This window comes from Pseudomonas sp. Sample_14 (assembly GCF_004307515.1).
Taxonomy (GTDB): domain Bacteria; phylum Pseudomonadota; class Gammaproteobacteria; order Pseudomonadales; family Pseudomonadaceae; genus Aquipseudomonas; species Aquipseudomonas atacamensis.
The window spans coordinates 179,715-194,118 of sequence record NZ_RCOC01000088.1; the positions used below are offsets into that span (position 1 = coordinate 179,715).

11 protein-coding genes and 1 pseudogene are annotated in these 14,404 nt (G+C 60.6%); 8 read left to right on the plus strand and 4 right to left on the minus strand.

Annotated elements, in window-relative coordinates; translation table 11 throughout:
• Positions 1–4 precede the first annotated feature (4 nt).
• Together D8U61_RS21465 and D8U61_RS21470 are read right to left on the minus strand one after the other, a co-directional pair.
• Positions 5–364, minus strand: a complete 360-nt coding sequence (locus D8U61_RS21465; RefSeq protein ID WP_125926075.1) for a DUF6124 family protein — start codon at positions 362–364, stop codon at positions 5–7.
• A 436-nt stretch (positions 365–800) separates the two neighbouring features.
• Complete coding sequence (locus tag D8U61_RS21470) at positions 801–1,745, minus strand: GlxA family transcriptional regulator (RefSeq protein ID WP_024012550.1); 945 nt, start codon at positions 1,743–1,745, stop codon at positions 801–803.
• A gap of 115 nt (positions 1,746–1,860) precedes the next feature.
• Between D8U61_RS21470 and D8U61_RS21475 the strand changes: the two genes are divergently transcribed.
• Positions 1,861–2,625 (plus strand): SDR family NAD(P)-dependent oxidoreductase, encoded by a 765-nt coding sequence (locus tag D8U61_RS21475; RefSeq protein ID WP_130927627.1) that lies wholly within the window; start codon positions 1,861–1,863, stop codon positions 2,623–2,625.
• A gap of 57 nt (positions 2,626–2,682) precedes the next feature.
• Here D8U61_RS21475 and D8U61_RS21480 read toward each other — a convergent pair whose 3' ends face one another.
• Entirely contained in the window at positions 2,683–8,145 is a 5,463-nt protein-coding gene (locus D8U61_RS21480; RefSeq protein WP_130927628.1) for an ATP-binding sensor histidine kinase, read from the minus strand.
• Positions 8,146–8,201: 56 nt separating this feature from the next.
• On the minus strand, positions 8,202–8,873 hold the full coding sequence (locus D8U61_RS21485; protein ID WP_130927629.1) for a response regulator transcription factor: 672 nt from the start codon (positions 8,871–8,873) through the stop codon (positions 8,202–8,204).
• 198 nt (positions 8,874–9,071) lie between these two features.
• Between D8U61_RS21485 and D8U61_RS21490 the strand changes: the two genes are divergently transcribed.
• The 7 genes and pseudogenes from D8U61_RS21490 (at position 9,072) to D8U61_RS21520 (ending at position 14,321) form a co-directional block, all read left to right on the plus strand.
• Complete coding sequence (locus tag D8U61_RS21490; protein WP_071171896.1) at positions 9,072–10,076, plus strand: DJ-1/PfpI family protein; 1,005 nt, start codon at positions 9,072–9,074, stop codon at positions 10,074–10,076.
• Between the two features lie 96 nt (positions 10,077–10,172).
• Positions 10,173–10,553: a response regulator gene (locus D8U61_RS21495; RefSeq protein ID WP_130927630.1), complete on the plus strand. Its 381-nt coding sequence runs from the start codon at positions 10,173–10,175 to the stop codon at positions 10,551–10,553.
• Positions 10,554–10,864: 311 nt separating this feature from the next.
• A pseudogene (locus D8U61_RS21500) lies at positions 10,865–12,064 on the plus strand (S-type pyocin domain-containing protein).
• A gap of 10 nt (positions 12,065–12,074) precedes the next feature.
• Entirely contained in the window at positions 12,075–12,428 is a 354-nt protein-coding gene (locus D8U61_RS21505) for a DUF6572 domain-containing protein (protein ID WP_130927631.1), read from the plus strand.
• A gap of 134 nt (positions 12,429–12,562) precedes the next feature.
• Complete coding sequence (locus D8U61_RS21510; RefSeq protein ID WP_130927632.1) at positions 12,563–12,901, plus strand: DUF6572 domain-containing protein; 339 nt, start codon at positions 12,563–12,565, stop codon at positions 12,899–12,901.
• A gap of 579 nt (positions 12,902–13,480) precedes the next feature.
• On the plus strand, positions 13,481–13,846 hold the full coding sequence (locus D8U61_RS21515; protein ID WP_130927633.1) for a hypothetical protein: 366 nt from the start codon (positions 13,481–13,483) through the stop codon (positions 13,844–13,846).
• A gap of 115 nt (positions 13,847–13,961) precedes the next feature.
• Positions 13,962–14,321, plus strand: a complete 360-nt coding sequence (locus tag D8U61_RS21520; RefSeq protein ID WP_125926071.1) for a DUF6124 family protein — start codon at positions 13,962–13,964, stop codon at positions 14,319–14,321.
• Positions 14,322–14,404 lie beyond the last annotated feature (83 nt).

Below are 14,404 nucleotides of genomic sequence, written 5' to 3' on the forward strand. Positions count from 1 at the left end.
CGGGTCATTTGGCTATTTCGACTTTATCCAAAGCCTGATTTACCGCGATCTCGCCAAGCATGACGACCTGAGCGATGCCTAGCAGGGTTTTGCGGCGCGGGTTGTCGAGCAGCGCGGCGAAGTCGTAGAGCATGGTGGTGGCCGAGCCGAGGGATTCGCTGGCATTGGCCAGCAGGGACTCGGTGTCGTATTTCGGGTTGGCGAGGAACATCTGTTCCGGGGTGTTGGTGCTGACCAGGATGTCTGCCGGGCCGAGGTAGTGATCGAGGGCGCGTTCGGCGGCTTCGTGGAGCTTTTTCGAGCCGCAGGATTCGTAGGGCGATGCGGGGTCGGTGGTTGGGGGATTGGGTGTGACTTTGAACATGGTGGAACTCCTGATTATTCGTCTGGAGCTGCCAACATCACTTGCAGATGATGGGTGGCAGCTGTGTGCGGGTCTGCAAGACCGGGAAATCAGGAACCCGGCAGACCCGAAGGTCTCCCGCACAAAGCCGCCATTGAGCGGACACGAACGAGTGTCCTTGGCAGGGCTATGCGACTGATTTCCGACGGGCTTGCAGACCCGATCACTGATGAGCAGTGACAGGAATCAAGTTACGGAGGGAACGGCAGACGCACAAGCCGGCGGATTCTGGCGTAGTCGTAGGGAATGGCGCAAGGCGTCGTAGCCGTTTGCTTAAGGCTGGAGTTACTGTTTAAACGGGCTGAGGGTTTTCTGTTTATGTAGTGGTGAATGAGCTGACGTCATCTCGAGCAGGCTCGCTCCTTGGTATTGGGACGTTGATTAACCAACACGAGCCTCACACCATCCGCCGCGAATCCCGCCGTACCGCCTGCGGCGGCACGCCAAAGCCGCGCATGAACACCTCGCGCATGTGCCGGCGGTCACGAAACCCGGTTTCTCTGGCAACCACATCCAGACTGTGACTGCTTTGCTCGATCAGCAAACGCGCTGCTTCCAGCCTTAGGCTCTCTATCGCCTTGGCTGGAGACTGGCCGGTTTCGGCGGTGAACACGCGGGTGAATTGCCGCGGACTCAGGTGCACCACTTCGGCCAGTTCTTCGACGCTCAGCGGGCGATTGAGGTGCTTGCGCGCGTAATCCAGCGCACTCTGAATGCGGTCGGATTTGGGCGACAGCGACAGCAGTTCCGAATGCTGCGACTGGCCTCCGGACCTACGCTGATGCATCACCAGTCGATGGGCGACCGAGCGGGCGATTTCGCTGCCCAGATCCTTCTCGACCATACCCAGCGCCATGTCGACACCAGCGGTCATGCCCGCCGATGTCCACACCGGGCCGTCGATGATGAAGATACGGTCGTCCTCGACATTCACCGACGGATGCATCCTGCGCAGCGCCGGGGCGAACGCCCAGTGCGTGGTCACGCGGCGGTTATCCAGCACTCCGGCCTGCGCCAGTACGAACGAGCCGGTGCAGATGCCGGCCACACGGCGTGCGCCGTCGGCGAGCCCGCGCACGCTGTGCAGCACGTCAGCACCGGGCGGCGTCAGCGGAGTCAGCGTGCCAGCCACCAGCCAACTGTCGGCCAGCCCCGCCTGCGTCAGTGGCAACGTATCGACGTGCAAGCCCAGCGAGGAGCTGACGATGCCGCCGGCCTGGGAAAAGTTCTGCACCTTGTACACGGCTTTGCCGGTGACGATATTGGCGAACTCGAACACCGACTGGGTCGCCAGCGCCATGACCTGAAAACCTTCCGTGAGCAGATAGCCGACTCGATGCATGGTCGCGCTCCGTTGTTGAATGTCCTGAAACACTACCACATACGTCATTCAGGTCGGAGCAGGTTTTCTCCATCATGGCTTGCATACCAATCAATCCACTCGCGGGACGCAGCTCATGAAACTTGAAGCGAACACGATCTTCATCACCGGCGGCACTTCCGGCATCGGCCGCGCACTGGCCGAGGCCCTGCATCAGCGCGGCAACAAGGTCATCATCGCTGGTCGTCGCCAGACCCTGCTGGCAGAGATTGCCCAAGCGAATCCGGGCATCGACACCGTGCAGCTGGACATCAACGATGCGCAGCAGATCAAGGACGTCGCCGCCGAAGTCATCCGCCGCCATCCGTCGTTGAACGTAATCATCAACAACGCCGGGATCATGCCCTTCGACAACGCGGGTTCCGGCGACTTCAACGATGAACAGGCCGTCGGTCTGTTGCAGACCAACCTGCTCGGCCCGGTACGCGTCAGCGCGGCGTTCGTCGAACACCTCAAGCGCCAGCCCGAGGCCTACATCATCAACAACAGCTCGGTGCTGGCCTACCTGCCGCTGGCGACCACGGCGCTATATTCGGCGACCAAAGCGGCTATCCATTCCTACTCGCTGTCGCAGCGTTTCATGCTGCGCGACTCCAGCGTCAAGGTCCTGGAAATCGCGCCACCTTGGGTTGATACCGACCTGATTCACAAGAGCGGCGACGAGCGCGCCATGCCGCTGGGCGAGTTCATCGAGGAAACCCTGATCAAGCTGGAAACCGCCACTACCGAAGTGCTGGTTGACCGAGTCTTGCCGCTGCGAGCCAACCAGGGCGCGAACGAGCACGGGTTGATCGAGCAATTCAACCTGTCGCTGCTGGAAAATCCTATTCCGGTGGCCTGAACTCACCGACAGAAACACCCGGGCTCAATGCCCGGGTAGCCTGGCTGTTGATCATGTTCATTCACAACGCGGCAAGCCAAACACCACCCGCGCCCCGCTCGGCTCATTGCGCTCGGCCCACAATTTGCCGCCGTGTCCTTCAATGATCGTGCGGCAAATCGACAGGCCCATGCCCAGCCCGGTGGATTTGGTCGTGTAGAACGCCGTGAACACTTGCTCCGCCCGCTCGCAGGCAAAGCCCGGCCCTGAATCGCTGACACTGATGTGCACGTTATCACCCAGCGCCTCACTGCGAATCAGCAGACGTCGCTGCCCCTCTGCCATGATCGTCATGGCTTCGAGGCTGTTGATGATCAGGTTAAGCAGCACCTGTTGCAGTTCGACCCGGTCCGCCACTACGAAAGGCAAATCTGCCGCCAGCTCAACGCTGACTTCGGCGCCGTGCTTGAGCGCTTCGCCACGGCTGAAACCGACCATTTCTTCAATCAGCAGATTGAGGCTGACAGGCTGACGCTGCGGTGGCGTTTTGTGAATCAGCGCGCGGATGCGCCCGAGTACGTCGGCGGCGCGGTTGCCGTCGAGAATGATATGCCGCAGGCCCTGCTCGACTTCGTTGATATTTGGTGGCTTTGCACCGAGCCAGCGCAACGCGGCATTGGCATGGGTCACCGTGGCGGCGATCGGCTGATTGACTTCGTGGGCAATCGATGCGGCCAACTGGCCCATGGTTGCCACACGATTGGCGTGGGCCAGTTCCGTTTGCACCTGACGATAACGACGCTCGCCTTCGCGCACTTGCTCTTCAGCCAGCTTGCGTTCGCTGATATCCAGCACAAAGGCCAGGCCCTGTTGCTGACTCGCTTCGAAGGCGGCCAGACCGACAATCACCGGCAGCCGACTGCCGTCCTTGCGGATGTACTCCTTTTCGAATGGCTGGGCCCGGCCGGTGTGGATCGCCGTTGCCAGTGCAATATCGCTGTTAGCGCGCATCGCCGGCGGGGTCATGTCACGCCAATGGACATTGCCCGAAAGCAACTCATCACGGGTGTAACCGACCATGCGCAGGAACGCGTCGTTGGCCTCGATGATTTCCCCTTCCACGCCCCAGACGATGATGCCGATGATGTTGGCGTCGACCAGCCGACGGATCTTCGCTTCTCGCTCGGCGAGGTCGCGGTACAGGCGCGCGTTGTCCAGCGAGATCGCTGCCTGCGACGCCACCAGGCGCAACACGGCGAGACGCGTCGGGCTGAACACCCCGGCGGACAGGTTGTTTTCCAGATACAGCGCCCCGGCGACCCGCGCCTGATTCATCAATGCCAGGCAAAGGATCGAGCGCGCGCCTCGTTGCTGAACGTATGGATCAGCGGCGAACAGCGGATCGGCAACCGCGTCGTCCAGGCACAGGTTTTCGCTGGTGCGCAGCGTCTGGTAGAGCACCGACTCTGCCAGCGCCACCGTGTGCAGCGGCGCGTTGCACAACTGCGTGGCACCGTCGCCGATACGGGTTCGCGCAGCGACATAGGGAACGTCGGCGTTCAACAAAATAAGCAGGCCATGCTCGGCCCCGGCCTGTTCGATCGCGGTGCGCATCACCGTTTCGATCAAACGGTCCAGGACGATCTCGCCGGAGACTGCTTGAGAGACCTTGAGCACCGTTGCCAGGTCGAGATGTTCAACTGGCGTAATGAGCGTGGTGACCGGATTCGGTTGCGCCTCTTCGGCACGCAGAAAACGATGACGTCGCTCCAGCTCCCGCACCTTGCCAGCAGCCCCCCAACGCAGATAGGCATAACGTGCGTCGCGCAGGTAGACGCGGGATATCCTGGCCAGACCGCGAGCGCTGTAGAACCGTGCGGCCAGTTCGTTGGCCAGCGCTTGGATATGGAGCAAACCATTGTCCTGAGCCAATTGAATGGCTTGCTCGTACTGCAATTCGGCTTCGAGCAACTGCCCGGTGACGCGCGCCATTTCCGCGCCGACCAGCGCCACCTGACTGGCGAAGGTCTCTGCACACAAGCGCGCCCACGTCTGCAACTGTTCATGATGTTGACCCAGACGCTGCAAAGCTCCGGCGTCAGTTTCGCCGTGGGCCGCCAAGGTCAACGCCGCGTAGAAATGGTATTCGGCCTCCTCGAAAAACGCCGAAACCACCCACAAAAGTCCCTGCGCCTGGGCCGCGCACTCAGCGGCCGCCGCGTAATCCCCGGCCAGATAGCGCGCCTGCAACTTGCGTACCCAGTACTTGCCGCGCGCCAGCGCCAGATCCGCCGAACCGGCCAGATGCGCTTCGACAGCTGTTTCATCGAACCCCTCATCGTCGAAACAGCCGAACGTCGGCGTCTGCCCGCGCAGCATGCGGATCAGCGTCAACTGGCAGCGCATGAAATCCGCCACCAGACCGAAACCGACCTTTTGTGCATAGACCAGCCCTGATTCCGCTTGCGCCTGCACCTCGGCCAGCGGCTCGCCGATAAACAACAGATCGGAAATCAGGCTGTTTCCAGCGAACGCTGCATACGGCAGATCGCCGCTGCGATGGGCCGCGTTGAGCGCCCGGCGCAACAGTTCGCGGCACTCGCGCACTGGCCGCATCCAGCGCACCACGAAGATCGAGAAGCACAACCAGGTGCTCGCTTCATAACGCGTGAGCCCGCGCCGATCAACCAGATCGCAGCCCAGACGGCCAAATCGATAACCAGCGGCATAGTCGCCAAAACGCGGCCCCGACACGCGCCCGAAGTTGGCATAGAGCAGGCAGGAGGCGTCGCAGTTGCCATATTGCAGGCTCAGGCTGATCGCTTTGCAAATGGTCAGGCTGGCGAGGTTCAGATCCGACTGCACCGCCGGCGCGAAGAGTTTGCCCAGCGCATCGAGGGTGGCCCGCGCGGCAGGATCCTCCATCAGCGGCAAGTCGATCATCTGCTCGATACTGCGCCCGCGCAGCCTGGTCCAGACCTGCTGATATTCGTCGCGCACCTGAATATCGTCCGGACGCGCTGGCCAATCGATGCCGACCTGACGCAGAAAGGCCAGACACACCGTCACCGCCCGGTCACTGCGATCGAGCAGCAAGTAGACATCCATCTGCATGCACGCCACCGCCGCGCGCTCGACGGTGGTCACGGCGCGCTCGGCCAATGTCGCCAGGCGCGAGTCGGCAAGCTGCAGTTGGCCGGTGAGAAATTCGCACTCGGCACGGTTCAGCTCCAGAGCGAAACCCAGTTCATGCCGACTGTCATAACCCTGCTCGCCCAACAGTTCTGCGCCGGCGCCCAGATAGGTCAGTGCTGAGGTATAAGCGGTCGAGGCCTTCGCTCGCTGGCCGGCGAGCAGGTTGAACTCGGCCAGCTGCTCGCGCTCGGCACGCAGGCTGATCAGATGCGCACCGCGATTGAGCTGGCCGACAATCTCGAAGATCGCCTCCTCGCGCCGCTCACCCTGGGTTTGCAGTGCCAGCAGCCGGCCGATGCGCAGGTGCATTTGCGCCCGTTCGGTTTCCGCGATCAGCGAATACGCCGCCTCATGGATGCGATCATGCACAAACCTGTAGGCACCGTCCTGACGCTCGACCAACTCCAGCCGCACCGCCGGCGACAATGCGGAGTGAACGTGAGGCACCGGCACATCAAGGACTGTGGCCAGCGTGTCGAGACGCGCGACGTTGCCCAGGCAGGCCAGTTGTTGCAGCGCCTGGCGGGTTTCCTGGGGCAGCCGCGCCAGTTTGCCGACCATCAAATCGACGACATTGTCGGTGTAGCCCTTGCCGTTGATCAGGTGCACATCCCACCGCCAGCGCTGGCGCGCAGGCTCGTATGTCAGCAGCTTCTCCTCGGCCAGGGCGTGCAGAAACTGGATGACGAAGAACGGATTGCCAGCGGTCTTGTCCAGTACCAGCCGCGCCAGCGCGACAATGCTCGCCGGCGGGCAGCGCAGTGACTCGCTGATCAGTTGCTCGATGTGCGCGCCAGCCAGTGGCGCCAGACGAATTTCGTCAATGTGTACGTCGGCGTGATGCAGGGTCTTGAGTGTGCGGCTGAGTGGGTGATCGCCATCTACCTCGTTGTCGCGATAAGCACCGACCAGCAGCAGATGAGGGGTCTCTGCGCGACTGAGCATATCTTCGAGCAGATCAAGGGTGGCCGCGTCGAGCCATTGCAGGTCGTCAAGGAACAGCGCCAACGGATGCTCGGCCTGAGCGAACACGCCGATAAAACGCTGCAAGACCTGAAGGAACCGCTGCTGCGCCTGTTGCGGCTCCAACTCAGGCACGGGCGGCGGCTCGCCGATGATCAGCTTGAGTTCGGGGATCAGATCGGTGATCAACCGCGCATTCGCTTCCAGTGCCCGCAACAGTGCTTCGCGCCAGCCCGCCAGTACGTCGGTGCGCTTGCCCAATAGCGTCCGCACCAGCCCTTGAAAGGCCTGAACCAGGGTCGAATAAGGCACGTCGCGCTGGTACTGGTCGAACTTGCCGGCGGCGAACAAGCCACGCGACGGCACCAGCACCTTGTGCAGTTCACTGACCACCGACGATTTGCCGATGCCGGAATAACCGGATACCAGCACCAGTGTCGGCGCGCCTGTCTGCACCACATTGGCGAAGGCATCGATCAACGTTTGCACTTCGTGTTCGCGGCCGTAGAGTTTTTCCGGAATCAGCAAGCGCTCGCAGGCGCCCTGCTCGTTCAGCGTGAACGTCTCGATCTGCCGCATACGGCGCCAGTCATCGAGGCAACGGCGCAAGTCATGCTCGACACCGGCTGCGCTCTGATAGCGTTCCTCGGCCGTTTTCGCCAGCAGTTTCATGACCAGTCGCGAGAACATCGGCGGCACCGTCGCCACCCGTTCACACACGGGCATTGGCAGCCGCGCGATATGGCAATGCACCCACTCCGTCGGGTCATTTGCACTGAACGGCAGCGAGCCGGTGAGCATCTGGTAAAGCGTCACGCCAAAGGCATACAGATCACTACGCGAATCAATCGAACGATTCATCCGCCCGGTTTGTTCCGGCGCCATGTAGGCCAGCGTCCCGGCGATAGATTCCGGTGGCGTGGGCGCTTGCCGCTCCCGTGGCAAGCGCGTGGCCAGGCCGAAGCCGGTCAGCCGCGCCTGCCCATCATGACAATGGACAAAAACATGCTGCGGTTTCAGGTCTTTGTGCACCAGACCACGCTGATGCATATGGCCCAGTGCCTTGGCGATGTTCGTGGCCAATTCCAGACAGGTTTCGATATCCAGCGGGGCGACCAGCAACCGCGACAACGGCTCGCCGCCCGGATCGTCGAACAGCAGACGAACTCGGGTGCCCGTACGCTCGAAAGCTGTCGGCTGCAACGCCCAGGCAGGATTGAGGTCGTCCCTGAGGCTGTATTCATGCGCCAGACGCTCCAGGGTGCTCGGCAATGGCTGGCCCATCGCCGGACGCACCGCCAGTAGGCTGCCATCATTCGAACCGCGCTCACGGGACAGCACCCGCTCGCCGTCGTCCCACAAAATCTGTTTTCTGCTGGCCATCTGCGTCAACACTGCTCAGGTTTTTTGCCGCACGGTGAGTTGCACGTCGCCAGCGCTCAGGGGTTGCGCTGGACAGGCTCGATGCCCAGCGCTTCTGCGATACGCACCAGATCGGCCACTGAACGTGCGGCCATTTTGCGCATGACCTGGCCACGGTGGACCTTGACCGTGACCTCGCTGAGGTTGAGCTGTCCGGCAATCTGTTTGTTCATCAGCCCGGCAATGACGAAGCCGAGCACTTCGCGCTCACGTGCGGTCAGGGTTTGGTAAGCCCGACACAAAACGGCGCCGGAGTGTTCGGCTGCCAGCCGCGCACGGTCGCGAGCCAACGCACTGGCCACGGCGTCGAGCATGTCCTGATCACGGAACGGCTTGGCCAGAAAATCCACCGCGCCGGCCTTCATCGCCCTGACGCTCATGGCGATGTCGCCGTGGCCGGTCATGAACACCACGGGGATGCGCAAGCCGTTTTTTTCCATCTGTTCCTGAAACGTCAGGCCACTTTCGCCGCGCAGGCGCACGTCGAGCACCAGGCAACCGGGTACCTCACGTTGCGCTTGCGCGAGAAAATCTCCGGCGCTGTCGAAGGTTTGCACCTGGAGGCCGATCGAGCGCAGCAAGCTGTCGAGCGCCTGGCGCATCGAGGCATCGTCATCGACCACGTACACCACTGGCTCGCCGAGCACGCCGGGACTTTGCGCAGGGCTGGAATGCGACCACAAGGTCATTGTGTCTCCTCGGCGAGATCGCAGCACGCGTTGGGCTGGTCAATAAATCTAGTTCAGGATGGCCACCGCATCCAGACACCTGCCGGACGGTCAGCAATCAGGCTAACAGTCAGCGCCATTGCCGGCCGGCCAGAAACCCCTGAAAATCGGCCAGGCTGAGGCAGTCCGCCGCCAGCGCTGCAAACAGGCAGGCCCGCGATGTCCACTCATCCCGCTTTTACAACGGCTCCGCGCGACGTGGTGTTCATCGCCTACCCACGCCTGAGCCTGCTCGATCTCAGCGGTGCGCAAACCGTGTTCTGGGCCGCGAGCAAAGCCATGGCCGAGCGCGGGCAGTCTGGATATCAACTGCACACCGCCAGCCTCAACGGTGGCTTGATCCAGACCGTCGAAGGGCTGGCCATCGACACCCAAGCGTTAACCACGCTCGACACCGCCGCGCTGGACACGCTGGTCGTGCCCGGCGCCCCTGACATCTGCCAGACCCTTGAGAAGCACCGCGAACTGAGCGACTGGCTGCAGGACCATGCTCACCTCGCCCGCCGCGTGGTCTCGGTGTGCAGTGGTGCGTTTCTGCTGGCTCAGGCCGGATTGCTCGACGCCCGCCGCGCTGCCACTCACTGGGCGATGTGCGACGCTTTGCGCGATCGCTTTCCAGCGGTCGAGGTAGATGCCGACGCGATCTTCATTCAGCAAGGCAAGGTCTGGACCTCGGCCGGAGTCACCGCCGGGATCGATCTGGCGCTGGCGCTGGTCGAGGCCGATTGCGGCCGTGAAGTGACGTTGCAAGTTGCGCGGGAATTGGTGGTGTACATCAAACGCCCCGGCGGCCAGGCGCAATACAGCACGCTGCTGCAATCGCAGGCGCAGGACGCTGCAATGTTCGATGATCTGCACCTTTGGCTCATGGAGCGCCTCGGCGATCCGAATCTGACGGTGGAGCGCCTCGCCGAGCAAGCCGCAATGAGCCTGCGCAACTTCACGCGGGTCTATAAAGCGCGCACCGGGCGCACACCGTCGAAAGCGCTCGAGCTGTTCCGACTCGAAGCGGCCAAACGCCTACTGGAAAACTCCCCGCACAAAATCGAACGAATCGCCCGCATCTGCGGCTTCAACGATGAAGAACGCCTGCGCGCCTGCTTCCAGCGCCACCTGTCGATCTCCCCGCGCGACTACCGCAGTCGCTTCAGCCGCGATGGCTGAACCGCTATACCTACGTATAGTTTTGCCCGCTGGCCATCAGCGTATGGTGCAAGAACGACAGGAGTCACCAGCTCGGCCGCCCGGCCCGGGAGCGTTATGTACAAGACGCATGTCATTGCGGTAGTGGACGACGACGAGGCAATGCGCACATCGCTGAGCAGCCTGCTGCGAGCGTCGGGATATCAGGTGTTCTGCTATGCGGCGCCAGCGGACTACCTTGACTCGGACGGGCCGGCGCAGACTGATTGTTTGATCTCTGATATTCAGATGCCGGGCATGGATGGTTTGCAGATGCTGGATGCACTGCGGGCGCGAGGCTGGCGGATGCCGGTGATTTTTGTGTCGGCGCATGCGGGCGATTTGCCTTGCGACAAGTCCCGAGCGACTGATGTCGTTGCCTGCCTGCGTAAACCCTTTGCGGCGGACGAGCTACTTGCCTGGGTTGAGTTTGCACCGCGTAAATCTGGAAACACTTGATAATGCCCTCATCGCATTGAATTGCGTGTCGCCTGGATTTATAGCCCCCTATCGACTCGGTCGATCAGGCCGATTTCTGACAGAAGACAACACGGTCGGCTCCCTCTCCTCGAGGAGAGGGCTGGGAGCGAGGGGAAGCTCCAGAGATTACGGAGGTAGTTGAGCTACCCCATTTCCTTAAGCGCTGACTTGATCACACGGAAATGAGAGGCGCCTCAGAATCTAGAATCAAAGCGCCACTAATTGCCACTGCAAACTCCGCCTGTCACCCTCCACCCCGTTCAAAAAGGACCAGAACAAGGAACCAAGGATTGAGCGGCTACGTCCCCAACCCACCCAAGGGTTACCGCAACACCGGCGTCGAACCTGTCGACCTAAACGCCCAGCACTGGGCGCAATACAAAGAACTCCCGCCAGCGCCAGACGCGAAACCCGACCTCAAGGGTTGCGTCTTCGCCAAAAGCTGCAACCTGCCCGACGGCGAAATCAACCACAGCAACCCGACAGGGTTCGTCCCCGTTGAAAAACTGGCGGACTACGGGCTATAGGCCGTGTTGGCCACTGGCGCAGCGATTACCGCCGAAGGCACGCCCCTCCAGTTTGTCGGCGGCTCCGCAACCGGTAGTGCCGTTGCCCATCGGCTGGGTGGCTCACTCGCGCTAGGCCTACTCGACGGTGCAGGCGCCATGGCAGCAGGCGCGGCCGTGGGCACGGTGGCGCTATTGATGCCCAACACCAGCATCGCCCCGGACAGTGCCTTCTATAAGGACGAGCAATACGCCACGCTTGAAACCGGCCGAACGCGTGTTCGTGTCAACGTAAAAACGTTGCCGGACGGCTCCGTCAACGCCTACGGCTTTTACACCGGCGGCAAGAAGGACTGGGAAAATGTACCGGTCATCAAAGCGCAGAAAGACGGCGAAAAATTCATCGCCGACATCGGCAACGGCATCGGTCTGACCTGGACACCCGGAGCAAGCCCGGATGGAGTGCTGGGGATCCCAGCGCTGGAAGGTGCCCCTCAGCTATCTCCCGTCTGGGTCTATCCGCCGACAGCACAGTCGGACACGCTGCTGGCCAACCCCGCGCACCCACCTGAGTTTCAGGATGCGATCATCTGGTTCCCGGAGGATGCGGGGCTTGAGCCCATCTACGTCGTGCTCAGCACGCAGCTAGAGAAGAATAAGCAAAAGGGCAAAGCGTTCGAAGAAGCGTCCTTTGACGAATTCAGTAAGATCAAACCTGAAGCCGCTCGTGAGGTCACCGTCAAAACCGACAGCGGTGTACGCACGCGCATTGATATGATGGGCCGCGATGCGGACGGCAACATCTCCTGCGTCGAATGCAAATCTTCGGAAACAGCGCCACTGACGCGCAATCAGAAATTGGGCTTTCCAGAAATAGAAAAGACCGGCGCAACCGTCGTCGGCAAAGGTAAACCCGGCTTCACCGGAGGCACCCGAATCCCACCTACCAGAGTCGACATCATTCGACCTGACCCGACCCTCTGAGGGAGCAGACATGTCCATCACCGAAACAAAAGTCGTCGACATCATCGCAGTGCCCGAGTGGGAACCCGACAATGTCGTACTCGTCATCACTGATCACTTGGAATGGGGCGACAAAGCCCAACAGGGCGAACATCTGTTGTTGCTACAAGAAAAGATCAACACCTACATCGCCTTCATCGAGAGCGGCGAACTGCTGGAAAGCTATCCGCCAGCCAAGGGCAAGAATCCGAAAATTCGCATCAATGGTTTATATGAGCTGCCTGAGCAAGGTGAAACCTTTATCGACCGCGTGACCGATGTACTCAAAGGCGTAGGCATCGGATTGGAATTTGTGCTTAAGGACGACTTTGCCGTTCGACACTAGGCGTGTGAGCTAGTAGAGCTGAAGCAAAGCAAAGCAAAGCAAAGCAAAGCAAAGCAAAGGGCGGCAAGCCACAGAGCTGTAGCTCGGTTCCCTCAGAGGGATTGAACAAATCGGCTGGAGGCCAAGGATCCGCAGTGTCCTTAACAGACCCGAACATTATCGATATGTGGGGAATCCCCAAATCGGACAGTGGCACCATCATCCTGGGCATCGCTGGCCACCTAGAATGGGGCAATAAGACCCTACAAGCCGAGCACCTGCTCGCGCTACAACGGAAGATAAACGGCTACATCGCTTTCATCGAAAGCGGTGAGATCTATAACAAGATTCCCGCTGCACTCGGCAAGTCACTTGTAATCCGTGTTTACGGCAAGTACGAGGTTTCGGAGCAGGGGGAATTGTTCTTCGAGCGCCTGGCCGAGCTCCTGAAAAAAATGGGAAGCGGTTTTGAGTTCGTTTTCAAAGCAGACTAAGCGCTATGTCATTTGTGATCCCAGTGCTGGCAGTTAATTTTTTCACCTGCCAGCCGAGGCGTTTTTCTGCTGATCTACGGCCAACAGTGGAAGAGCCAAAAAGCCCGTCTGCGACGCGACTTGCTTGAAACTCTCCGCCCCAAGGCGCAACGGCCTTGAGATCGGCCTAAACAGATTCGGGTCTCCGATATTCTGAAAAGGTGAGATGAGCAGGTACGTACAGCGCATAAACACGACTTGGCAAGCACGTTTAAATCACACCGATTTCTCCTCCAAAAAGCCTACAAAGCCTTGCGCCGCTGCCTACGGGTACTTCAGAATCCGCCGGCTTGTGCGTCTAGGCTGCGGGTCCTATCGTTTGTCGGTCACCGAAATAGGTGATCGGGTTTGGTAGCCCGCAGTGTTAGATATACAGATCTGCCGTCGAGATTTCTGTCTCGGATTTGCGGTGGCCATGTATAGGGCGTCCTAGGGCGCGCCGGATCCTAACACCCGGTCTACCAACCTGTGCATGGCCGCCACCCTTCGTTTGGTAGCGAAAGGGTGAAGCCTCCCTTAAATGTGTTAGGAGCTTCATCAATGTTCAAAGTAACCCCAAACCCGCCGGAAGCCGATTCAATCCCGTACGACCCTGCTCTGGAACCTCAGCGGATAAAAGATGCGGCCGCTCGCGCCATCAACTTTTACCTCGACCCTCAGACGCTCAAAACCACCATTCCCAAGCGCCAGCCAGGCAGGATCTTTCTCATTGACCCGACGGTGGATGAGGAAACGTTGCTCGTCGAAGCCTGTGAATCGCTGGCAGCCGCCAATGACATGGCCCGCGAAATCGGCGGCGTGATTGACCATCCACAGCGTCGATCGCTGCTGATGTTGCACCAGGTGATCATGTTGAGTGAGCTCATCGTCAATCGCGTGCTCGACAGCCGACGCGTGTCGAACTAGCTGGCAACCCAGGCACGAGGGGGCATGCTCCCTCACTGCCAGCGGACGCGCCACTGCTGTGGCGCGGCATCCTCTTATCCAGACGCTCAAGCCGCTCTCATCGGAGTTTCAGCTGATGTCACAGACACCGCCCCATCCGCCGGTCACCGACCCGGTATCGCCTTACGAATCCTTCCATTCAAAAAAACTTCATGACGCCGCCGAGCGCGCGCTCGACCATTACCTCGCGCCGGCCAAGGTCAACGCCACGCCTTACAGTCCCAACACGCTGTTTATGGTCAACCCGGAATCCGACACCGAATCCTTGCTGGTCAATGCGTGCGAATCCCTGGCGTCCGCCACGGTGATGCTCGGTGATTTCGCCGGGATGCTGGAAGGCTCACGGCGCAATACGCTGTTAGGCATTGCACAGGTGGTCATGCTGGGGGAGTTGGCCGTCAACAAAGCGTTGGATAACGTAGTGCCCACCGACTGAACAACGGCATCGGCCGTGCAGGCGTGCTGGCACCCTGCGCGGCGATGTTCGTTTCGAACAACACCTCGCCCGGTATTCCCACC

Excerpts from the sequence above, each read along its gene's own strand:
- D8U61_RS21485 (WP_130927629.1), bottom strand. The coding sequence starts at position 8,873 with ATGACCTTGTGGTCGCATTCCAGCCCTGCGCAAAGTCCCGGCGTGCTC.
- D8U61_RS21480 (WP_130927628.1), bottom strand. The coding sequence starts at position 8,145 with ATGGCCAGCAGAAAACAGATTTTGTGGGACGACGGCGAGCGGGTGCTG.
- D8U61_RS21465 (WP_125926075.1), bottom strand. The coding sequence starts at position 364 with ATGTTCAAAGTCACACCCAATCCCCCAACCACCGACCCCGCATCGCCC.
- D8U61_RS21475 (WP_130927627.1), top strand. The coding sequence starts at position 1,861 with ATGAAACTTGAAGCGAACACGATCTTCATCACCGGCGGCACTTCCGGC.
- D8U61_RS21470 (WP_024012550.1), bottom strand. The coding sequence starts at position 1,745 with ATGCATCGAGTCGGCTATCTGCTCACGGAAGGTTTTCAGGTCATGGCG.
- D8U61_RS21495 (WP_130927630.1), top strand. The coding sequence starts at position 10,173 with ATGTACAAGACGCATGTCATTGCGGTAGTGGACGACGACGAGGCAATG.
- D8U61_RS21520 (WP_125926071.1), top strand. The coding sequence starts at position 13,962 with ATGTCACAGACACCGCCCCATCCGCCGGTCACCGACCCGGTATCGCCT.
- D8U61_RS21490 (WP_071171896.1), top strand. The coding sequence starts at position 9,072 with ATGTCCACTCATCCCGCTTTTACAACGGCTCCGCGCGACGTGGTGTTC.
- D8U61_RS21515 (WP_130927633.1), top strand. The coding sequence starts at position 13,481 with ATGTTCAAAGTAACCCCAAACCCGCCGGAAGCCGATTCAATCCCGTAC.
- D8U61_RS21505 (WP_130927631.1), top strand. The coding sequence starts at position 12,075 with ATGTCCATCACCGAAACAAAAGTCGTCGACATCATCGCAGTGCCCGAG.